Raw genomic sequence first — 22,034 nt, 5'->3', positions numbered from 1 at the left:
GCCAGCACTGTTGGAAGCTATTGCGTTAGCTTAGCCGTTTGCCGGCTACGGGTGAAAGCACTGCGCTTGTATCAAGGCATTAACGCCGACCGGATGTCGTAATGCCCTGGCAACGTGGTCAACTTAATGCCGGAATGGCCCAACTCAGGTAGAATGCGCGCCCGCTTTCTGGAGACGAACATGACCCTGCTCAAATTCAGCGATGTGTCGCTCGCATTCGGCGCGATGCCGCTGCTGGACAAAGTGTCCTGGCAGATCGCCCGTGGCGAGCGGGTGTGCATCATCGGCCGCAACGGCACCGGTAAATCGAGCATGCTGCGCCTGGTCAAGGGCGAGCAGAAAGGCGATGACGGTGAAATCTGGCGCGCCCCCGGCCTCAAGATCGGCGAGTTGCCGCAGGAGCTGCCGGTCGCTGATGAGCGGACGGTGTTCGATGTGGTGGCCGCAGGCCTGGACGGTGTTGGCGAGTTGCTGGCGCAGTTCCACCACCTCAGCCAGAACATCCAGGGCGACGACGACCTGGACAAGCTCATGCATGTGCAACACGAGCTCGAAGCCCGTGATGGCTGGCGCTTGCAGCAAGTGGTGGAAAGCACCCTGAGCCGCCTGCAACTGCCGGCCGACAAGACCCTGGCCGAGCTGTCCGGTGGCTGGCGCCGCCGCGTGCTGCTGGCCCAGGCGCTGGTCTCGGAACCGGACCTGCTGCTGCTGGACGAGCCGACCAACCACCTGGACATCGGTGCCATCGCCTGGCTCGAAGAGGCCCTGCGCGGCTTCAACGGCGCGGTGCTGTTCATCACCCACGACCGTTCCTTCCTGCAGAACCTGGCCACGCGCATCCTCGAACTGGACCGTGGCGGGCTGATCGACTGGAACGGCGACTACGCCAGCTTCCTGGTGCACAAGGAAGCGGCCCTGGCGGCCGAAGAGACCGCCAACGCGCTGTTCGACAAGCGCCTGGCCCAGGAAGAGGTGTGGATTCGCCAGGGCATCAAGGCCCGTCGTACCCGCAACGAAGGCCGCGTGCGTGCGCTCAAGGCTTTGCGCGTGGAGCGCAGCGAGCGTCGCGATCGCCAGGGTAAGGCCAACATTCAGATCGAGGCGGCGGAGAAGTCCGGCAAGCAGGTCATGGTGCTGGAAAACGTCAGCTTCCACCACGCCGAAGGGCCGATGCTGGTCAAGGACTTCTCCATGGTCCTGCAGCGTCAGGACCGCATTGGCCTGCTGGGTGCCAACGGTACCGGCAAAACCACGTTACTCAAACTGATGCTCGGCGACCTGGAGCCCACTTCGGGCAAGGTCGAGCGCGGCACCAAGCTGGAAGTCGCCTACTTCGACCAGATGCGCCATCAGCTCGATCTGGAAAAGACGGTCATCGACAACCTCGCCGAAGGCCGTGATTTCATCGAAATCGATGGCCAGAACCGCCACGTGCTCAGCTACCTCGGCGACTTCCTGTTCAGCCCGCAACGTGCCCGCACACCGGTCAAGGCGCTGTCGGGTGGCGAGCGTGCGCGTCTGCTGCTGGCCAAACTGTTCAGCAAGCCGGCCAACTTGCTGGTGCTGGACGAACCGACCAACGACCTGGACGTGGAAACGCTCGAGTTGTTGGAAGAAGTACTGTCCAACTACAAGGGCACCGTGCTGATGGTCAGCCACGACCGGGCCTTCCTCGATAACGTCGTCACCAGCACCCTGGTGTTCGAAGGCGAGGGCAAGGTGCGCGAGTATGTCGGCGGCTATGAGGACTGGATCCGTCAGGGCGGTTCGCCGCGGCTGTTGGGCGTGACCGAGAGCAAGGGCGGCAAGTCCGAGCTCAATAGCGCGGTGGTCGAGAAGCAGGAAGTGCAAGCTGCACCGGCGCCAGTGGCAGCCGTGGCCGATGCCTCGAAGAAGAAGCTCAGCTACAAGCTGCAGCGTGAGCTGGAGATGTTGCCTGGGCAGATCGACGCGGTCGAACAGCGCATGGCAGCGGCTCAGGAAGAGGTTGCTGCACCGGGCTTCTATCAGCGGCCGATCGAGGAGACCGCAGCGGTGCTGGCGAAGCTTGAGCAGATGCAGGGCGAGCTGGATGCCTTGGTAGAGCGCTGGGCTGAGCTGGAGGGTTGATCCGCTTTTAGTCTGCACTGGCCCCGCGAAGGGGCCAGAACAGGTTGGATCACTCTTTCTTCTGCAACCGCACCGCCAACACATCGCACGGCGCGCCATGTAGCACGTCATTGGCGGTAGACCCCAGCAACAACGCCAGACCATGCCGGCCATGGCTGCCGACCACGATCAGGTCACAGTTCTGGTCCTTGGCCAGCTGGTGAATCTCCTGACGTGGCTGGCCATAAACCAGGTGCGAATCGCCGCGATTGATATCCGGGTATTTGTTGAACAGGCGCTCCATGCGCTCCTTCGCCTGGTCGAACTGCTGCTGTTGCAATTGCGACAGGTCCATCGGCACGTCACCGCCAAAGGCCATGGCCATTGGCTCGACGATGTGGACCAGCGATACCTTCGCGCCGCTTGCCAGGGCGATGGCCTTGGCACGCTTGATCACCGGGTCGCATTCTTCGGTCAGGTCGACAGCGACCAGAAGATGTTCATAGGACATGTGCAGTACTCCTGACAATCGCGATAGTAGAAGTATGGTCGCTTTCGGGCGGATCTTCCGTGAAACCGAGTAACCCGCTCATTTGCAACGCTTTATGGGATCTACAGATATGACGGTATTGCTGGTGGTGTCAATCCTTGCGCTGATTCTCAGCCCGTTCGCCTGGTTGCGCCAGTCGCGCAAGCAGGGCGAGCAGATGAGCCTGCGACTGGAGGCGCGGCGCATGGGGCTGGCCATGCAACTGGCGCCGCAGCAGTGGCCGCACTGGCTGGAAAAAGAGCCGCCGAGCCCATGCCCGCAGTACCACCGCGGGCGCAGTCGGGGGCGTGAGGACAGCTGGTGTTACTGGCAGGTCAGCCCAGGCGTGTGGTGGAACCAGTGGCGTGAAGTGTGTGAGGAGCCGCGCCTGAACGAGGTCTTCTCGCGGCTGCCGGCGACCGTCTACAAGGTCGAGGCCGACACGCGGATGCTCGCCCTGTACTGGAGCGAACGTGGCGATAAATCTGTGTTGCAGGATATTGCCCACGCGTTCGAAACCCTCGCTTAACGCCTCTATAACGACAAAGCGGCAACTTGGCAGCAACCCAGGAGGGTAGGTGCCAAGTTGCCGCTTTGTCGTTTCTGCCGCGCAGAAAAGGCCAGGCAGGCCGGGAATTTCTACAAGCCAGTCGCAGTGTAGCCATCCTCTAGCGCCCTGCATGAGAAAAATGCAGCGTTGAGCATTATTTGTGGTCAATCGCTGACATGAATGATCAGCGATCACTGTCATCATGATTTGCACCCGGACGATACAAAATGACCGGAAAGTCGCGTTTTAACCGTGCTTGAGAGCATTTGACAACGCCGATCTTTTCGGAGAATGTGTGCATACCCAAATCAAACGGGCGTATGAATTGAGCGTTTGTATGTCACACCGCTCCCTCATAGTTCCGACTAGCGCGCTGACGGGTGTGCCTGGGCAGGGCAGCGAACGGCTGCTTTCCACCAGCGATCGGCGTGTACAGTTCAGCTTCCATATCGTGGAGATCAGTTGATGATTTACGAAGGTAAAGCCATCACGGTTAAGGCTCTTGAAAGCGGCATCGTCGAACTGAAGTTCGACCTCAAGGGTGAGTCCGTCAACAAGTTCAACCGCCTGACCCTGGACGAGCTGCGCCAGGCCGTCGACGCCATCAAGGCCGACGCCTCGGTGAAGGGCGTGGTCGTCAGCAGTGGCAAGGACGTGTTCATCGTCGGCGCCGACATCACCGAGTTCGTCGACAACTTCAAGCTGCCCGAGGCCGAGCTGGTTGCCGGCAACCTGGAAGCCAACCGTATTTTCAATGCCTTCGAAGACCTCGAAGTGCCGACCGTTGCCGCGATCAACGGCATTGCGCTGGGCGGTGGCCTGGAAATGTGCCTGGCGGCCGACTACCGGGTCATGTCCAGCACCGCCAAGATCGGCCTGCCGGAAGTCAAGCTGGGCATCTACCCAGGCTTCGGCGGTACCGTGCGCCTGCCGCGCCTGATCGGTTCGGACAACGCCATCGAGTGGATTGCCGCCGGCAAGGAAAACCGTGCCGAAGACGCCCTGAAAGTAGGTGCCGTCGACGCCGTGGTCGCCCCTGAGCTGTTGCAGGCAGGTGCCTTGGACCTGATCAAGCGCGCCATCAGCGGCGAGTTGGACTACAAGGCCAAGCGCCAGCCCAAGCTGGAAAAACTCAAGCTCAACGCCATCGAGCAGATGATGGCCTTCGAGACCGCCAAGGGCTTCGTCGCGGGCCAAGCCGGCCCGAACTACCCGGCGCCAGTCGAAGCGATCAAGAGCATCCAGAAAGCCGCCAACTTTGGCCGTGACAAAGCCCTGGAAGTTGAAGCCGCAGGTTTTGCCAAGCTGGCCAAGACCTCGGTTGCCGAGAGCCTGATCGGCCTGTTCCTGAACGACCAGGAGCTCAAGCGCAAGGCCAAGGCCCACGACGAAATCGCCCGTGACGTGAAGCAGGCTGCCGTACTCGGCGCCGGCATCATGGGCGGCGGTATCGCCTACCAGTCGGCGGTCAAGGGCACGCCGATCCTGATGAAGGACATCCGCGAGGACGCCATCCAGCTGGGCCTGAACGAGGCCTCCAAGCTGCTCGGCAATCGCGTCGAGAAAGGTCGCCTGACCCCGGCGAAAATGGCCGAGGCACTCAATGCCATTCGCCCGACCCTGTCCTATGGTGATTTCGCCAACGTCGACATCGTCGTCGAAGCCGTGGTCGAAAACCCTAAAGTCAAACAGGCCGTGCTGGCGGAAGTGGAAGCCCAGGTGAAAGAGGACGCGATCCTCGCCTCCAATACCTCGACCATCTCCATCAACCTGCTGGCCAAAGCGCTCAAGCGCCCGGAAAACTTCGTCGGCATGCACTTCTTCAACCCGGTGCACATGATGCCGCTGGTGGAAGTCATCCGTGGCGAGAAGTCCAGTGAAGTGGCAGTTGCCACCACCGTGGCCTACGCCAAGAAGATGGGCAAGAACCCGATCGTGGTCAACGATTGTCCGGGCTTCCTGGTAAACCGCGTACTGTTCCCGTACTTCGGCGGTTTCGCCAAGCTGGTCAGTGCCGGTGTCGACTTTGTGCGCATCGACAAGGTCATGGAAAAGTTCGGCTGGCCGATGGGCCCGGCCTACCTGATGGACGTGGTCGGCATCGACACCGGCCACCACGGCCGCGACGTGATGGCCGATGGCTTCCCGGACCGTATGAAGGACGACCGTCGCTCCGCCGTCGACGCCCTCTACGAGGCCAACCGCCTGGGCCAGAAGAACGGCAAGGGCTTCTACGCCTATGAAACCGACAAGCGCGGCAAGCCGAAGAAAGTCTTCGATGCCACCGTGCTCGACGTGCTCAAGCCCGTCGTCTTCGAGCAGCGTGAAGTCCTTGATGAAGACATCATCAACTGGATGATGGTCCCGCTGTGCCTGGAGACCGTGCGCTGCCTGGAAGACGGCATCGTCGAAACTGCTGCCGAAGCCGACATGGGCCTGGTCTACGGCATTGGTTTCCCTCCGTTCCGCGGCGGTGCGCTGCGCTACATCGACTCGATCGGTGTGGCTGAATTCGTTGCCCTGGCCGACCAGTACGCCGACCTTGGGCCGCTGTACCACCCGACCGCGAAGCTGCGTGAAATGGCCAAGAACGGCCAGCGCTTCTTCAACTGAGTGGTCAACGAGCTAGAGCGAGAAATTTGATATGAGCCTGAATCCAAGAGACGTGGTGATTGTCGACTTCGGTCGCACCCCGATGGGCCGCTCCAAGGGTGGCATGCACCGCAACACCCGCGCCGAAGACATGTCGGCGCACCTGATCAGCAAACTGCTCGAACGCAATGGCAAGGTCGACCCGAAAGAAGTCGAGGACGTGATCTGGGGCTGCGTCAACCAGACCCTGGAGCAGGGCTGGAACATCGCCCGCATGGCCTCGCTGATGACCCAGATCCCGCACACGTCGGCCGCCCAGACCGTCAGCCGCCTGTGCGGCTCGTCGATGAGCGCGCTGCACACCGCCGCCCAGGCGATCATGACCGGCAACGGCGATGTGTTCGTGGTCGGTGGTGTCGAGCACATGGGCCACGTCAGCATGATGCATGGTGTCGATCCCAACCCGCACCTGTCCTTGCACGCTGCCAAGGCTTCCGGGATGATGGGCCTGACTGCCGAGATGCTCGGCAAGATGCACGGCATCGCCCGCGAGCAGCAAGACCTGTTCGGCCTGCGTTCGCACCAGCTCGCTCACAAGGCGACGGTCGAGGGCAAGTTCAAGGATGAGATCATCCCGATGCAGGGCTATGACGAGAACGGCTTCCTGAAGGTCTTCGACTTCGACGAGACCATTCGCCCGGAAACCACCCTCGAAGGCCTGGCGTCGCTCAAGCCTGCGTTCAACCCCAAGGGCGGTACCGTGACGGCTGGCACCTCGTCGCAGATCACTGACGGCGCTTCGTGCATGATCGTCATGTCCGGTCAGCGTGCGATGGATCTCGGCATCCAGCCGTTGGCGGTGATCCGCTCGATGGCCGTCGCCGGTGTTGACCCGGCAATCATGGGCTACGGCCCGGTGCCGTCGACTCAGAAAGCGCTCAAGCGCGCTGGCTTGACCATGGCCGACATCGACTTCATCGAGCTCAACGAAGCCTTTGCCGCACAGGCCCTGCCAGTGCTCAAAGATCTGAAAGTGCTCGACAAGATGAATGAGAAGGTTAACCTGCACGGCGGCGCCATCGCTTTGGGCCATCCGTTCGGTTGCTCTGGTGCACGGATTTCCGGCACCCTGCTCAACGTCATGAAGCAGAATGGCGGTACCCTGGGTGTCGCCACCATGTGCGTCGGCCTCGGTCAGGGCATCACCACGGTCTTCGAACGCGTCTGATCGCGTTGCAAGGCAGCAACCGGGGCCCTGTGCCCCGGTTTTTGTTTTTTACAAGTTTTGTTTCAAGAGGAAAGGCGACATGCAGATACAACCAGGCGTATACCGGCATTACAAAGGGCCTGAGTACCGTGTCTTCAGTGTCGCACGGCACTCCGAGAGCGAAGAGTGGATGGTTTTCTACCAATGCCTGTATGGTGATTACAGCTTCTGGGTTCGGCCCCTGTCGATGTTCCAGGAGTCCGTCGAGGTTGACGGCGAGCAGGTGCCACGCTTTGCTTTGGTCAAGGCCGAAGAGGGGTTGCCGGAACTGCTTGGCAAGGCGCACGAATGATCGACCGCGCTTGACCTCACTGTTTCGCCACTATATATAGCGGTGCCGCGTCCGGCACCTGACGCGTTTTTCATCTTCAGATTCAGGAATACTCCGATCCATGGGCAAATCGCTGGTCATTGTGGAATCCCCGGCCAAGGCCAAGACCATCAACAAGTACCTGGGCAACCAGTACGTGGTGAAGTCGAGTATCGGCCACATCCGTGACCTCCCCACCAGCGGTTCGGCCAGCGCCAGCAAAGAGCCGGCTGCCAAGCGGGGCAAGGCTGCAGGTGAGGCTCCGGCCCTTTCGCCGAAAGAAAAGTCCCGTCGCCAGCTGGTGGCGCGCATGGGCGTCGACCCCGAGCACGGCTGGAAGGCCAAGTACGAGATCCTGCCTGGCAAGGAAAAGGTGATCGAAGAGCTGCGCCGCCTGGCCAAGGATGCCGACACCATCTATCTCGCAACCGACTTGGACCGCGAGGGGGAAGCCATCGCCTGGCACCTGCGCGAGGCCATCGGCGGCGACGACACCCGCTACAAGCGCGTGGTGTTCAACGAAATCACCAAAAAAGCCATTCAGGATGCGTTTTCGCAGCCTGGCGAGCTGGACATCCACCGGGTCAACGCCCAGCAGGCGCGGCGCTTCCTCGACCGCGTTGTGGGCTACATGGTCTCGCCGCTGCTGTGGGCCAAGATCGCCCGCGGCCTGTCGGCCGGGCGCGTGCAGTCGGTGGCAGTGAAGCTGGTGGTCGAGCGTGAGCGCGAGATCCGCGCCTTCATCCCGGAAGAATACTGGGAAGTGCACGCCGACCTCGGCACCGCCAAGAATGCCAAGGTGCGTTTCGAAGTGGCGCGTGAGAAGGGCGAAGCCTTCAAGCCGCTCAACGAAGCCCAGGCCATGGCCGCGCTGGAGAAGCTCAAAGCCTCCAGCTACAGCGTCCTCAAGCGTGAAGATCGCCCGACCAGCAGCAAGCCGTCGGCACCGTTCATCACCTCCACCCTGCAACAGGCGGCGAGCAATCGCCTGGGCTTCGGGGTGAAGAAGACCATGATGATGGCCCAGCGTCTGTACGAAGCGGGTTACATCACCTACATGCGTACCGACTCGACCAACCTGTCGGCCGACGCTGTGGACATGGCGCGCAGCTACATCGAGCGCGAGTTCGGCAAGCAATACCTGCCAGAAGCGCCAGTGGTGTACGGCAGCAAGGCGGGTGCCCAGGAGGCGCACGAAGCGATTCGTCCGTCCGACGTCAATACGCACCCGACCAAGCTCAACGGCATGGAGCGTGACGCCGAGCGTTTGTATGAGCTGATCTGGCGCCAGTTCCTTGCCTGCCAGATGCCGCCGGCCCAGTACCTGTCCACCAGCGTCACCGTGGCGGCGGGCGACTTCGAGTTGCGCGCCAAGGGTCGTATTCTCAAGTTCGACGGTTACACCCGCGTGCTGCCTCAGCAAAGCAAGCCGGGCGAAGACGACGTACTGCCGGAAATGGTCCAGGGTGAAGCGCTCAAGCTGATCCAGATCGACCCGAGCCAGCACTTCACCAAGCCACCGGCGCGCTTCACCGAAGCCAGCCTGGTCAAGGAAATGGAAAAGCGCGGCATTGGCCGCCCGTCGACCTACGCGGCGATCATTTCCACCATCCAGGACCGTGGCTACGTCACGCTGCACAACCGCCGTTTCTACTCCGAGAAAATGGGCGACATCGTTACCGAGCGTCTTTCGGAAAGCTTCGCCAATCTGATGGACTACGGGTTCACCGCCGGCATGGAGGAAAACCTCGACGACGTGGCCCAAGGCGAACGTGACTGGAAGAACGTGCTGGACGAGTTCTACGGCGACTTCAGCAAGAAGCTCCAGACTGCCGAATCGGCCGAAGGCGGCATGCGCGCCAACCAGCCGACAATGACCAACATTCCTTGCAAGGAATGCGGCCGGCCGATGATGATCCGTACCGCCTCCACTGGCGTGTTCCTCGGTTGCTCGGGTTACAGCCTGCCGCCGAAAGAGCGTTGCAAGGCCACCGTCAACCTGGTGCCCGGCGATGAAATTGCCGCGGACGATGAGGGTGAGTCGGAGTCGCGCGTGCTGCTGGGCAAGCACCGCTGCCCGATCTGCGCCACCGCCATGGATGCGTACCTGCTCGACGAGAAGCACAAGCTGCACATCTGCGGTAACAACCCGGATTGCGTCGGCTACGAAATCGAAGAGGGCAGCTACCGCATCAAGGGCTACGAAGGGCCGAGCCTGGAGTGCGACAAGTGCGGCAGCGAGATGCAGCTCAAGACCGGCCGTTTTGGCAAGTTCTTCGGCTGCACCAACCCGACGTGCAAGAACACGCGCAAACTGCTCAAGAGCGGTGAGGCGGCGCCACCGAAGATGGACAAGGTGGACATGCCCGAACTCAAGTGCGAGAAGGTCGACGATACCTACGTGCTGCGTGACGGTGCTTCGGGGCTGTTCCTGGCTGCCAGCCAGTTCCCCAAGAATCGCGAGACCCGGGCGCCGCTGGTGCTGGAGATCGTGCCGCATAAGCATGAGATCGATCCGAAGTATCACTTCCTGTGCGAGGCGCCGCAGAAGGATCCAGATGGCCGTCCGACGGTGATCCGCTACAGCCGCAAGACCAAGGAGCAGTACGTACAGTCCGAGGTCGATGGCAAGCCTACTGGCTGGAAGGCCTTCTACGACGGCAACGCCTGGAAGGTTGAAGACAAGCGCTGATCGTTAAGGTCGGTAAATGGGGCCGCTTAGCGGCCCCATTTCATTGGTGACAAGTACATCCCGATCCTTGAAACTGCAGGTATTCGCCTTGCTGCCCTAGGGAGGTCACTCGAGATGGCCCAGGAACTCTACACCCGTACCAACCAGAAACTCTTTTTTGCGGGCCTCGCCCTCGAATCCATGGACAAGGCAACTAAAAGCCAGGCCATGAACGCCCAGGGCCTGATCCAGGCCGAGCGTGAGGCAGCACTGTTCCATCTGTACGGTGCGTTGCTGGGGTTGTGTCATGAGATTGGCGGCTTCTACCGCCTGCCGATTGCAGCCAGTGTCGAGCAAGCGCTTGCCGACGATGCACTCAATGGCATTGCTATCCCCGAAGTTGCGGAGTTGCTGGAGTTGGCCAGGCAGCGGGAGACTTGGTTGGCGCAGTTGCTCAGTGCTTATGCCGATTTGTTCCGACCACCGGTCGCGACAAAACCCGTAAAAACCGATGTCACCCAGCCACTGATTCAGGCAGTCAATCTCGACGAAATCGAGCACCCAGAGCTGTCGCGACAAGAGCTGGAAAGCTGGCGGGATAATCTTAAAGGCTTGGTGAGACGTTTCCGTGACGCGTTGAGTGAGTGCTGATAGCCGTCGTGGCTGGTACACTACCGGCCTTTCGCGGAGAACAGCCCTTTATGTCTACGTCTTTTCTGGAAATTGTCGAGTTGCCTGATGGCCGGATTGAACTGCGTCGCGCCGAGGATGAAGGCTCCCTGGTAACCCTGGATTTCTCGGAAGACGCCAAGGTGTTTCTGCAGGGCCAACATGTTGAAGTCGCCAAAGCCATGCTGAGCGTCGGCGTGCAGATGGCAGGTCGCCTTATGGATGGCGAGCTGGAGCGCGACGAAGGGCCGCGCGTACTTCACTGATACCCGGTTTTACTTGAATGCAGGCAAAGCCTGAACATCAGCCGAGGCGGATGTTCAGGCTTTGTGCGTTTCCGGCGCTGGCAGCGCGCAGCAGCTGTTGCCGAGCGGTGGCATTGACGCTACCTAACCAGCTGACCACGGTATGGCTGCGTCCAAGGCGCAAGGCGTCGCATGCCAGTTGCAGCGCGCTCTGATTGCCGCGAGGTTGCAGCAGCAGAATGCGCTCGCGGTTGAGGCCGGCTTCGCGCAGCCAGGCTTGGGTCAGGCTGGAGGGCGGGGCGATCAGTGTCAGCCAGCGCGCCTCTTCCTCTTCGCTCAGCTCGCGCAGAACCGGGGCCAGCAGGCTCTGGCAATGCTCGGGAGCGCCACGCAGGGATAATTCACTGAACAGGTCCGGTTGGCTGTGCTTGCGTGCCTGTTCGCTGGCCTTCAGGCCTGGCAGTACCGGTTGGGCAAGGAACGCTTCGAACAGCGGAAGCTGAATCTGTTGTTGTGCTTGGACGAACTGCTGCATGACGCCTCCTGGATCAGCGGCGAATAACGCCGACGCTCAAACCCTCGATCACCAGTTCCTGATCTTTCAGGTCGACTTCGATGGGGGCGAATTCGGGGTTTTCGGCGATCAGCCAGACTTTGCTGCCTTCGCGCTTGAAGCGCTTGACGGTGACTTCATCGCCGATACGGGCGACGACGATCTGGCCGTTGCGGGCTTCGCGGCAGGTGTGCACAGCCAGCAGATCACCGTCGAAAATGCCGACGTCCTTCATGCTCATGCCGTGCACGCGCAGCAGGTAGTCGGCAGGGGGGTGGAAGAAGGTCGGGTTGATGTTGCAGGATTGCTCGATGTGCTGCTCGGCGAGGATCGGCGCACCGGCAGCGACCCGGCCGATGATCGGCAAGCCGTTTTCTTCGGCTTTGGCTTCGAGGCCCGGTATGCGGATACCGCGTGAAGCCCCTGGGGTCATCTCGATGGCACCTTTGCGCGCGAGAGCCTTGAGGTGCTCCTCTGCGGCGTTGGGCGACTTGAAGCCCAGCTCCTGAGCGATCTCCGCGCGCGTCGGCGGGAAGCCGTTGTCTTCGAGGCAGCGTTTGATGAAGGCCAGGATTTCGGCTTGGCGTGGCGTCAGTTTCAACATGGCGGGCGCTCTGTCTTTTTATACAGTGACTGGAATTATATACAGTACTGGATGAGCTGCAAACTCAAAGCGGCAAGAAAAAGCCTCTCACCCGCTTGCAGCTTGCAACTCAGGGCATTCTAATGGCGACCGCACAGTCACCGAGCCTTGACATCGGCAGGGCTGAAACGTATGTTTCAAACACCTGTTTGTTTGTCTGTCTGGCGGAGTGGTCATGGCCCAATCGGAAACCGTTGAACGCATTCTCGATGCTGCCGAGCAGCTGTTCGCAGAGCGGGGGTTCGCGGAAACCTCGTTGCGGCTGATTACCAGCAAGGCCGGGGTCAACCTGGCGGCGGTCAACTACCATTTCGGCTCCAAGAAAGCGCTGATCCAGGCGGTCTTCTCGCGCTTCCTCGGGCCGTTCTGCGCCAGCCTCGAACGGGAACTTGAGCGTCGCCAGGCCAAGCCTGAACAGAAGCCGAGCCTCGAAGAGCTGCTGGAAATGCTGGTGGAGCAGGCACTGGTGGTGCAACCGCGCAGCAACAACGACCTGTCGATCTTCATGCGTTTGCTGGGCTTGGCCTTCAGCCAGAGCCAGGGGCACTTGCGGCGTTACCTGGAAGACATGTACGGCAAAGTGTTCCGCCGCTACATGCTGCTGGTCAACGAAGCCGCGCCGCGGATTCCGCCAATCGAGCTTTTCTGGCGTGTGCATTTCATGCTCGGTGCCGCAGCGTTCAGCATGTCCGGTATCAAGGCGCTGCGTGCCATCGCCGAAACCGATTTCGGTATCAATACGTCCATTGAGCAGGTCATGCGCCTGATGGTGCCGTTCCTGGCCGCCGGCATGCGCGCCGACAGCGGTGTCACCGATGACGCCATGGCCGCCGCCCAGCTGCGCCCGCGGAGCAAAACTGGCAGCACCACGGCCAAGGCCTGAAGGCTGGGCGGGGCAGGGCGCATCGGCTAAGCTAGCGCCCATGCCTGACCTCGATTTCCTGCACATCTCCCTCGCCGACCAGCGCCTCTACGGCTTTGCCCACGGGCGGCTGTGCCTGCGTCTGGACGTGTCCACCGCGCGCAAAGGCGCCGGTGAGCGCAACGGCTCGGGTTGTACGCCGCGCGGCCTGCATCAGGTTCGCGCGATGATCGGCGCGGAGCTGCCGCTCAATGCCGTGCTGAGCGGGCGGCGCTGGACCGGTGAGATCTGGTCGCCCGAACTGCACAGGCAACACCCCGGGCGTGACTGGATCCTCACCCGCATTCTGTGGCTGAGTGGCTGCGAGCCAGGCTTCAATCGCATGGGCGCTGTGGACACGTTTCGCCGCCTTATCTACCTGCATGGCACGCCCGACACGGAACCCTTGGGCGTTCCGCTGTCCCATGGCTGCATACGCCTGCGCAACACCGATCTGCTTGGCCTGTTCGAGCGTGTTCCGGCGCATTGCCCGGTGCGCATCGACGAGGCCGCATGCCCCCAGTGGGCTTCTCTAAGTCTGCAATGAAGGATTGCCTATGACCGCCAGCCTGCAAGGCTCCCTGATGGTGGATATCGCCGGTAAATGGTTGACCGCCGAAGACCGCCAGCTCCTGCGCCAGCCGGAAGTGGCCGGCCTGATCATCTTTGCCCGCAACATCGAAAGCCCGCGCCAGGTGCGTGAACTGTGCGCGTCGATTCGCGCCATCCGTCCCGAGCTGATTCTGGCCGTCGACCAGGAAGGCGGGCGGGTACAGCGCCTGCGCCAGGGTTTCGTGCGCCTGCCGGCGATGCGCGCGATCGCCGATAACGCCAATGCCGAATACCTGGCCGAACAGTGTGGCTGGTTGATGGCCACCGAGGTCCTGGCGGTCGGCCTCGACCTGAGTTTCGCCCCGGTGCTCGACCTCGATCACCAGCGCAGCGCCGTGGTTGGCAGTCGCGCTTTCGAGGGCGATCCGCTGCGCGCCACGCAGTTGGCCGGTGCCTTCATTCGCGGCATGAATGCGGCGGGCATGGCGGCGTGTGGCAAGCACTTCCCTGGGCACGGCTGGGCCGAAGCGGACTCGCACGTGGCGATTCCTACTGACGAGCGTAGCCTTGAGCAGCTGCGTGAGGCCGACCTAGTACCGTTCACCCGCTTGAGCGGCCAGTTGGCGGCGGTGATGCCGGCGCATGTCATCTATCCACAAATCGACAATCAGCCGGCTGGATTTTCGCGCCGTTGGCTGCAGGACATCCTGCGCGGTGAGCTGGGCTTTGACGGGGTGATCTTCAGTGATGACCTGTCCATGGCGGGTGCGCATGTGGTCGGTGATGCGGCCAATCGCATCGAAGCGGCGCTGAGCGCCGGTTGCGACATGGGCCTGGTGTGCAATGATCGGGCGGCGGCGGAGTTGGCGTTGAGCGCGGCGCAGCGGCTGAAGGTCAGGCCATCGCCACGGGTCGCGCGGATGCGTGGGCAGGGTTTTGCGAGGACCGATTATCGCCAGCAGCCGCGTTGGTTGGAGGCGCTGGGAGCACTGCGCGAGGCGCAGTTGGTCGATTGATCATGCCGGCCTCTTCGCGGGCGGTCCGACGTCTCGGCAAGCCCGCGAAGAGGCCGGTACTAACGACCCCGCTTTCCTGGTAACGGCGCAAACAACGCCTCGATCTCCTCATCCCCCAGCCGCCACTGCCCAGCCTCCCCACCATCGAGCAAGCTCGCCGCCAGCGCCGCTTTTTCCTGCTGCAGCTGCTGAATCTTCTCCTCCACAGTGCCCCGCGTGATCAGCTTGAACACGAACACCGGTTTGTCCTGACCGATGCGATAAGCGCGGTCGGTCGCCTGGTTCTCGCTGGCCGGGTTCCACCACGGGTCGAAGTGAATCACCGTGTCGGCCGCGGTCAGGTTCAGCCCCACGCCGCCCGCCTTGAGGCTGATCAGAAACACTTCGCTTTCACCCTGCTGAAATTGCTGTACCGGCGTGCGTCGGTCGCGAGTGTCACCGGTGAGCAGGCTGTAGCGGATCTGCCGCTTTTCCAATTCCTGCTCGATCAAGGCCAGCATCGAGGTGAACTGGGAAAACAGCAGCACGCGGCGACCTTCGCTGAGCAACTCTTCGAGCATCTCCAGCAGCGCGCCGAGCTTGCCTTTGTCGGCCTGGTTGCCCTTGGTTTCTACCCCTTTCACCAGGCGCAGGTCGCAGCACACCTGGCGCAGCTTGAGCAGGGCGTCGAGGATCACGATCTGGCTGCGTGCCGCGCCATTGCGGGCGATTTCATCGCGCACCTTTTTGTCCATGGCTACGCGCACGGCCTCGTAGGTGTCGCGCTGAGCATCGCTGAGCTCGACCCAGTGGACCATCTCGGTCTTGGGTGGCAGCTCGGTGGCCACTTGCTCCTTGGTCCGGCGCAGCAGGAACGGGCGGATGCGGGTAACCAGATGGGCCAGGCGTTCGGCGTCACCATGGCGCTCGATCGGGGTGCGATAGTCCTGATTGAAGCGTTTGACGTCTCCCAGCCAGCCGGGCATGAGGAAGTGGAAGATTGACCACAGCTCGCCCAGGTTGTTTTCCATCGGCGTGCCGGTCAGGCACAGGCGCTGATTGGCCTCCAGTTCGCAGACGGCGAGGGCGGCCTTGCTGGTGCTGCTCTTGATGTTCTGCGCCTCGTCCAGCACCAGTACGCTCCATTGCTGCGCACGCAGGTGTTCGAGGTCGCGTGGTACCAGGGCGTAGGTGGTCAGAACCAGGTCGTACTCGTTAAGTTTGGCGAAATGCTTGCTGCGCCCCGGGCCGTGCAAGGCCAGCACGCGCAGGTCGGGGGCGAAGCGCTTGGCTTCGTCGAGCCAGTTGGGGATCAGGCTGGTCGGCATGACCGCCAGGGCAGGGTGGGTCAGCTGCCCATTCTGTTTTTCCAACAGCAAGTGGGCCAGGGTTTGCAGCGTTTTGCCCAGGCCCATGTCGTCGCCAAGAATGCCGCCAGTGCCCATTTCGCGCAATGCTTGCAGCCAGTTCAGGCCCTGCTGCTGATAGGGGCGCAGGGTGGCATTGAGCGCGGCGGGCGGGTCCACTTGCAAGTCGCGGGCATCGCGCAGGCGTCGGCCGAGGTCGCGTAGATGAGCGCCACCTTCCCAGTGCAGCGGCAGGTGTTCGATGTCGTTCAGGCGTGCTGCGTCCGCGCGGTCCATGCGCAGGGCGGGGCCGGCGCTGTCCTCGTGCAAGTACAGATCGCCGAGGGTGCCCATGACTGACTTGATCCGCCCGTAGGGCAGGGCGACGCGCAGCGCCGGGCTGTCCGCGCGACCGCGGTTTAGGTCGATCAGCAGATGCTCGTCGTCACTGCGCCGGGCCAGCTCGCTGGGGCGCAGCAGTTCGGGGTTGCTGCGCAGCAGCTGCAGCACGATCGGCAGCAGGCTGTGGCGTTGGCCTTCGACGACGATGCCCAGCTCCAGATCGAACCATTCGTGGCCCGGCGCTTCGTCGATGCTTGCGTACCAGTCGTCCACTTCCTGCAGGTTGAAGGCGAAGTCGCGGTGGATGTCGATATCCCAGCCGGCCTTGCGCAGGCGCGGCAGGCCATCCCGGGCGAAGCGCAACCAGGCTTCATCGTCGGGTAGCTCAAGCATTTCGCCGGCACTGTCAGGCAGAGCCTTGCTTTGCCGGGTGGCGGGCTTGAAGCCTAGATCGCGTAGCGTTTTGCGCAGCGTCTGTTCGGCCTGGGGCTGGCGGCGGATACGTTGGCTGGTCGCATCGACCAGGCGAGTAAGCGGCTTGTCGTCGCTACCGTTGGCGCGCAGGCCGTCATAGTCGAAAGACAGGGCGGCGCGGTGCTGCATCTGGCGCTGCATGCGGCCGGTCTTGGGCATGTAGGCGCTGAATTCGAGGCTGCCCAGGGTCAGCCGACCTTTTGGTGCAATGTTGTCGATCTGTTCGGTGCTCACGGCGGTCGGTGTGGGAACTTGGCGATTCAAGGCGTTCAGTCGATGGCTCAGGGGCACGACCAGGTGTTCCGGCACCACAGGAGCGCGTGCAAGCTGGCTGGCGATGAAGGGGTCAAGGTCGTGGTTCAGGATGCCAGTCTTGTGCGACTGCCCGTCGAGATAATGCAAAGGTTCGAGGGGCAGCACCTGCAGTTGCAGATGATCATCGTGGTACCAGGCGCCCTGGTAGCTGCCACTGTCCAGCCTGACCCAGCGGAAGTCGGCATGCAGTTGAGGCCCGTAGGCAAGTGGTTCAGGGTCGTCTTCGATCAGAAGACGGCCAGTGGCCAACGCGTAGCTGAAGATTTCAGCGCCCTGCTTGCCCTCCAGTTGCACCACCGGTGTGATGGTCGGGCTGCGGGCATCGATCAGGCGCAGTAGCCGCGCATCGTCTTCTGTGACGTAGCGGGGGGTGTAATAGATCATTTCGGGCATCGAGGTGATGCGGCTGATCTTCAGTGAACCGTCGGCCTGCCGTGTGCCCTTGATCGGTTCGAGCCGATATTGCTCCTGGTCCTTGCGGATCTGGTAGTAGATCGCCGGGCCTTTGCGCACAGGTTCGTGGCTGGCCGCAGGCTGGGTGGGTGACTCCAGGGCCTGCACCCACTGATTCAGGTCCGGTGGCAGCGACAACGCAGCTTGCGCCTGGCTAATCGGGGCCTCACGCCCACTGCCATCGTTCTCCAGGTGCAGGAGTGCGGCGACGCAGTGCTTGCAATTCACCCGTACAGGGCAGCTGCAAGTGCCATGAACACGAAGCTCACCCCGGTTGAGGAGTAGTTTGATTTCCTGATTATACGACTGGCCTGCAGATCCCTTGCATAGCGCTTCGACCTCTGTGCCTTGCCGCCACAGGATGCGGATGCGCCCCTGCGCCGCATACTTGCGACCCCGTGCCAACGCGCCGGCGTCGATGAAATCGACCCAGTCCGGATAGGCTCTCAACAACTGCTGGGCATCGCCCTTGCTCACATCACTGCTCCATCATTTCCGGGTCCATCACTGGCATCTTCGGGGTGCCCGGTGGCGTGACTTTCAGCAGCAGTGCCAGATGCCCGCCGTCGAGGAAGGTCAGCTGGCCACCTTTCATGTTGCTGTTGCTCTGCTTGAACTGCTCGCTTTGCTGCACGTTGCCGTTGCTGTCCAGTTGGTTGACCCAGAAGTTGGCCTCTACGGCGATGAAGCGGCCGGCGGTAATGCTCAGGTTGCCCTCAATGGGGAAGTGGCCGAACTGCTCGTTGCCAGCGCCCAGGGCGATGCGGCTTGTCTCGCTGCTCACGGGCTGCTGCCAGGCCTTGTGCAGCAGCACGGTGTAGTCGGCGGTGGCCTCCAGCCGGGTGGCCTCGTCCTGAAGAGCCAGCGGGCGCTCGGCGTTTTTGTCCAGGCGTGGGGCGCCCGCGCTCCAGTCTTCCGGGGCGAACGGGCTGGTGAAGGCCGGCACGCTGTTTTGCCGCACAAGGATCATTTCCACCTGATACTGGCCTTCGGCGAAGGCGGCCGGCGCGATCAGCGCAAGCAACAAGGTCAGGCAACGGATGGCACGCATGGATCTTCCTTAAGCTGTCTGTGGTGTCAGGCGCTCGAACAGCGCCTCCAGGGTGTTGAAACGTTCGTCGGGGCGTTCCATCGGTACCAGGAAACGGAACTGGGTGGCGCCTTCGAACTTGTAGCGTTTGGGCTGGCCCTGGATCAGCTTGATCAGGGTCAGCGGGTCGACCGGGGTTTCGGCCTCGAACTCAAGCTTGCCGCCGTTAGGGCCTGCGTCGACTTTCTTGATGCCGAGCTTTTCCGCCTGCAGCTTGAGCTGGGTCAGGCGCATCAGGTTCTTGGTCGGCTCGGGCAGCAGGCCGAAGCGGTCGATCATCTCCACCTGCAGGTCCTTGAGGCCTTCTTCGTCGGCCGCCGAGGCGATGCGCTTGTAGAGAATCAGCCGCGCGTGAACATCTGGCAGGTAGTCCTCGGGGATCAGCGCCGGCAGGCGCAGGTTGATCTCCGGGCCGCCGCCGAGCGGTTGCTCCAGGTTCGGCTGGGTGCCCTTGCGAATGGCCTTGACCGCACGTTCGAGCATTTCCATGTACAGCGTGAAGCCCACGGCCTGAATCTGCCCGCTCTGGCCTTCGCCGAGCAGTTCACCGGCGCCGCGGATTTCCAGGTCGTTGGTGGCCAGCACGAAACCGGCGCCCAGGTCCTGGGTGTTGGCGATGGCTTCCAGGCGTTTTTCGGCATCGGCACTGACCTTTTGGCGCGCCGGGGTGAGCAGATAGGCATACGCCTGGTGGTGGCTGCGACCGACGCGACCGCGCAGCTGGTGCAGTTGGGCCAGGCCGAACTTGTCGGCGCGCTCGATGACGATGGTGTTGGCGCTGGGCACGTCGATGCCGGTCTCGATGATGGTCGAGGCGATCAGCACGTTGAAGCGCTTGTGGTAGAAGTCGCTCATCACCTGTTCCAGCTCGCGCTCGCGCATCTGCCCGTGGCCGATGCCGATACGCGCTTCCGGGACCAGTTCGGCGAGGTCGGCGGCGCATTTCTCGATGGTCTTCACATCGTTGTGCAGGTAGTACACCTGGCCGCCGCGCAGCAGTTCACGCAGCAGGGCTTCTTTCACCGTGCTGTTGTTCTGCTCCATGACGAAGGTGCGCACCGACAGGCGCCGCGCTGGCGGCGTGGCGATGATCGACAGGTCGCGCATGCCGGCCACGGCCATGTTCAGGGTGCGCGGGATCGGCGTGGCGGTCAGGGTGAGGATGTCCACCTCGCTGCGCAGAGCCTTGAGCTGTTCCTTCTGGCGCACGCCAAAGCGGTGTTCTTCGTCGATCACCACCAGGCCCAGGTCCTTGAAACGAACATCATCCTGCAGCAGCTTGTGGGTGCCGATAAGGATGTCGATCTTGCCTTCGGCGAGGTCGGCGGCGGCAGCGGCGACTTCCTTGGCCGACTTGAAGCGGCTCATCACCTCGACGGTCACAGGCCAGTCGGCGAAGCGGTCACGGAAACTGTTGTAGTGCTGCTGGGCCAGCAGGGTGGTGGGTACCAGCACTGCGACCTGGCGGCCGCTGTGCACGGCGATGAAGGCTGCGCGCATGGCCACTTCGGTCTTGCCGAAGCCGACGTCGCCGCAGACCAGGCGGTCCATCGGCTTGGCGGCGAGCATGTCGGCGCGCACTGCCTCAATGGCGTTCTGCTGGTCGGGGGTTTCTTCGAACGGGAAGCCGGCGCTGAAGGTGGCGTAGTCGGCGGCAGGGTCGGCGAAGGCATAGCCTTTGCGCGCCGCACGGCGGGCATAGATGTCGAGCAGCTCGGCGGCAACGTCGCGCACCTGCTCGGCGGCCTTGCGCTTGGCCTTCTGCCAGGCTTCCGAGCCCAATCGGTGCAATGGCGCCAGGGCGTCGTCGCTGCCGGTGTAACGAGCGATCAGGTGCAGGTTGGCCACGGGCACGTAGAGCTTGGCGTTCTCGGCGTATTCGAGGGTCAGGAACTCGGCGGCCTGGCCGTCGATTTCCAGCGTGGCCAGGCCCAGGTAGCGGCCCACACCGTGGTCGATGTGCACCACCGGCGCGCCTTCGCGCAGCTCGGTGAGGTTCTTGATGACCGCGTCGTTGGCCGCCTCGCCACGCTTGTCGCGGCGCCGGCGCTGCATCACGCGCTGGCCGAACAGCGGGCTCTCGGCGACCAGGGCGATTGCAGGGTCTTCCAGCAGCAGGCCGTCGTCGAGCGGGGCGATGGTGATCGCCAGGCGCGTGTTGCCGGTGATGAAGTCGGCCCAGCCTTCGACCGTCTGCGGCCTCAGCTTGAGGCGTTCGAGCAGTTCTAGCAGTACTTCGCGGCGGCCCGCCGATTCGGCGGTGAACAGCACGCGGCCGTCGAACTGGTCGAGAAACTCGGACAGTGCCGCCAGCGGCTGATTGGCCTTGGCCTCGATGGCCAGGTTGGGCAGGGTGCGGGCCGGGAACCGCTCGCGGCCGGCGCCGGCTTCGACGTCGTCGGCGCTGACCACCACCCGTGGCCACTGTTTGAGCTGGGCGAAACAGTCTTCCACCGGCAGGAACAGTTCGGCCGGCGGCAGCAGGGGCCGGGTCAGGTCGCCGCGGCGGTCTTCATAGCGCCCGCGTACATCGCTCCAGAAGTGTTCGGCAGCCTGTTCGACGCCCGGCAGGGAGAACACCTGGGTGTTGCTGGGCAGGTAGTCGAACAGGGTCGAGGTTTCTTCGAAGAACAGCGGCAGGTAGTACTCGATACCGGCTGGGATGATGCCGCTGGCCAGGTCCTGGAAGATCGCACTGCGGCGGAAATCGACGTCGAAGCGCTCGCGGAAGCGCGCCTTGAAGCGGGTCACCTCTTCCTTTTGCATGGGGAATTCGCGCGCCGGCAGCAGGCGGATCGAGTCGACCTTGTCGATCGAGCGCTGGGTCTCCGGGTCGAAGGTGCGCAGGGTCTCGATCTCGTCATCGAACAGGTCGATGCGATAAGGCAGCTTGCTGCCCATCGGGAACAGGTCGATCAACGCGCCGCGCACGGCAAACTCGCCATGCTCGTAGACCGTGTCGACGCAGCGGTAGCCGCTGGCTTCAAGGCGCGTGCGCATCTGCTCAACGTCGATGGTCTGGCCCACGTCCAGCACCAGGCTGCTGCCGAGCAAGAAACGCGTCGGCGCCAGGCGGTGCAGGGCGGTGGTGATCGGCACGACGAGGATGCCATGGCTCAGCTCCGGCAGCCGATAGAGGCTGGCGATGCGCTGGGAAATGATGTCCTGGTGCGGCGAGAACAGGTCGTAGGGCAGGGTTTCCCAGTCCGGGAACGGCAGCACCGGCAAGTCCGGGGCGAAGAAGCGCAGCTCCTGTTCCAGACGGTCGGCAGCCTGGCTGTCGGCGGTCAGCAGCAAGGTGAAGCGGCCAGCGCTGCTGGCGGCCTCGGCGATGGCAAGACTGAGGGCGGCACCTGGCAGGTTGCCCCAGGTTTGTTTGCCGGCCGTGGCCGACATTTGCGGAAGGCGCAGAACTGACACGGGAGATTGCACTCCAAGCGTTGCGGCAA

General features: G+C 62.6%; 17 protein-coding genes. 11 read left to right on the top strand and 6 right to left on the bottom strand.

Annotated features, from left to right (window positions below):
* The first annotated feature begins 180 nt into the window (after positions 1-180).
* Positions 181-2,109 carry an ATP-binding cassette domain-containing protein gene (locus tag ACIQUF_RS15280; RefSeq protein ID WP_403132802.1) on the top strand — a complete coding sequence of 643 codons (1,929 nt, stop codon included), beginning with the start codon at positions 181-183 and terminating at the stop codon, positions 2,107-2,109.
* 49 nt (positions 2,110-2,158) lie between these two features.
* Here ACIQUF_RS15280 and ACIQUF_RS15275 read toward each other — a convergent pair whose 3' ends face one another.
* On the bottom strand, positions 2,159-2,599 hold the full coding sequence (locus ACIQUF_RS15275; protein ID WP_400799375.1) for a universal stress protein: 441 nt from the start codon (positions 2,597-2,599) through the stop codon (positions 2,159-2,161).
* A gap of 109 nt (positions 2,600-2,708) precedes the next feature.
* On the opposite strand from ACIQUF_RS15275, the gene ACIQUF_RS15270 reads away from it, so the two are divergent.
* The 7 genes from ACIQUF_RS15270 to ACIQUF_RS15240 all read left to right on the top strand — a co-directional run bounded on the left by ACIQUF_RS15270 (position 2,709) and on the right by ACIQUF_RS15240 (position 10,942).
* Positions 2,709-3,146, top strand: a complete 438-nt coding sequence (locus ACIQUF_RS15270) for a hypothetical protein (protein WP_400799378.1) — start codon at positions 2,709-2,711, stop codon at positions 3,144-3,146.
* 486 nt (positions 3,147-3,632) lie between these two features.
* Positions 3,633-5,780, top strand: coding sequence for a fatty acid oxidation complex subunit alpha FadB (gene fadB, locus ACIQUF_RS15265; RefSeq protein ID WP_403132798.1), 2,148 nt, complete (start codon positions 3,633-3,635; stop codon positions 5,778-5,780).
* Positions 5,781-5,811: 31 nt separating this feature from the next.
* The gene (gene fadA, locus ACIQUF_RS15260; protein ID WP_403132795.1) at positions 5,812-6,987 is read left to right on the top strand and encodes an acetyl-CoA C-acyltransferase FadA; all 1,176 of its coding nucleotides are present in this window, start codon (positions 5,812-5,814) and stop codon (positions 6,985-6,987) included.
* A gap of 79 nt (positions 6,988-7,066) precedes the next feature.
* Positions 7,067-7,318, top strand: coding sequence for a DUF1653 domain-containing protein (locus tag ACIQUF_RS15255; RefSeq protein ID WP_039601789.1), 252 nt, complete (start codon positions 7,067-7,069; stop codon positions 7,316-7,318).
* Positions 7,319-7,418: 100 nt separating this feature from the next.
* Positions 7,419-10,028, top strand: a complete 2,610-nt coding sequence (topA, locus tag ACIQUF_RS15250) for a type I DNA topoisomerase (RefSeq protein WP_403132792.1) — start codon at positions 7,419-7,421, stop codon at positions 10,026-10,028.
* Positions 10,029-10,142: 114 nt separating this feature from the next.
* Entirely contained in the window at positions 10,143-10,658 is a 516-nt protein-coding gene (locus ACIQUF_RS15245) for a DUF6586 family protein (protein WP_403132790.1), read from the top strand.
* Positions 10,659-10,708: 50 nt separating this feature from the next.
* Positions 10,709-10,942, top strand: a complete 234-nt coding sequence (locus tag ACIQUF_RS15240; protein ID WP_003248777.1) for a hypothetical protein — start codon at positions 10,709-10,711, stop codon at positions 10,940-10,942.
* Positions 10,943-10,979: 37 nt separating this feature from the next.
* On the opposite strand, the gene sulA is transcribed toward ACIQUF_RS15240, so the two are convergent.
* Together sulA and lexA are read right to left on the bottom strand one after the other, a co-directional pair.
* Positions 10,980-11,456, bottom strand: coding sequence for an SOS-induced cell division inhibitor SulA (sulA, locus tag ACIQUF_RS15235; RefSeq protein ID WP_403132787.1), 477 nt, complete (start codon positions 11,454-11,456; stop codon positions 10,980-10,982).
* A gap of 13 nt (positions 11,457-11,469) precedes the next feature.
* Positions 11,470-12,078: a transcriptional repressor LexA gene (gene lexA / locus ACIQUF_RS15230; protein ID WP_403132785.1), complete on the bottom strand. Its 609-nt coding sequence runs from the start codon at positions 12,076-12,078 to the stop codon at positions 11,470-11,472.
* 214 nt (positions 12,079-12,292) lie between these two features.
* On the opposite strand from lexA, the gene ACIQUF_RS15225 reads away from it, so the two are divergent.
* From ACIQUF_RS15225 to nagZ, 3 genes are read left to right on the top strand one after another with little or no spacing between them, the layout of a single operon-like run.
* Entirely contained in the window at positions 12,293-13,000 is a 708-nt protein-coding gene (locus tag ACIQUF_RS15225; protein ID WP_403132783.1) for a TetR/AcrR family transcriptional regulator, read from the top strand.
* A 40-nt stretch (positions 13,001-13,040) separates the two neighbouring features.
* Positions 13,041-13,565, top strand: a complete 525-nt coding sequence (locus ACIQUF_RS15220) for a L,D-transpeptidase family protein (RefSeq protein ID WP_403132780.1) — start codon at positions 13,041-13,043, stop codon at positions 13,563-13,565.
* 22 nt (positions 13,566-13,587) lie between these two features.
* Entirely contained in the window at positions 13,588-14,586 is a 999-nt protein-coding gene (gene nagZ, locus ACIQUF_RS15215; protein ID WP_403133548.1) for a beta-N-acetylhexosaminidase, read from the top strand.
* A 59-nt stretch (positions 14,587-14,645) separates the two neighbouring features.
* Here nagZ and ACIQUF_RS15210 read toward each other — a convergent pair whose 3' ends face one another.
* From ACIQUF_RS15210 to mfd, 3 genes are read right to left on the bottom strand one after another with little or no spacing between them, the layout of a single operon-like run.
* Positions 14,646-17,972 (bottom strand): SNF2-related protein, encoded by a 3,327-nt coding sequence (locus ACIQUF_RS15210; protein WP_403132778.1) that lies wholly within the window; start codon positions 17,970-17,972, stop codon positions 14,646-14,648.
* A gap of 1 nt (position 17,973) precedes the next feature.
* Entirely contained in the window at positions 17,974-18,546 is a 573-nt protein-coding gene (locus tag ACIQUF_RS15205) for a CsiV family protein (RefSeq protein WP_403132775.1), read from the bottom strand.
* Between the two features lie 9 nt (positions 18,547-18,555).
* Positions 18,556-22,005 carry a transcription-repair coupling factor gene (gene mfd / locus ACIQUF_RS15200; protein ID WP_403132773.1) on the bottom strand — a complete coding sequence of 1,150 codons (3,450 nt, stop codon included), beginning with the start codon at positions 22,003-22,005 and terminating at the stop codon, positions 18,556-18,558.
* Positions 22,006-22,034 lie beyond the last annotated feature (29 nt).

Source organism: Pseudomonas sp. NPDC090233, assembly GCF_044772285.1.
Taxonomy (GTDB): Bacteria; Pseudomonadota; Gammaproteobacteria; order Pseudomonadales; family Pseudomonadaceae; genus Aquipseudomonas.
This window is presented reverse-complemented; position numbering and strand designations above follow the sequence as displayed.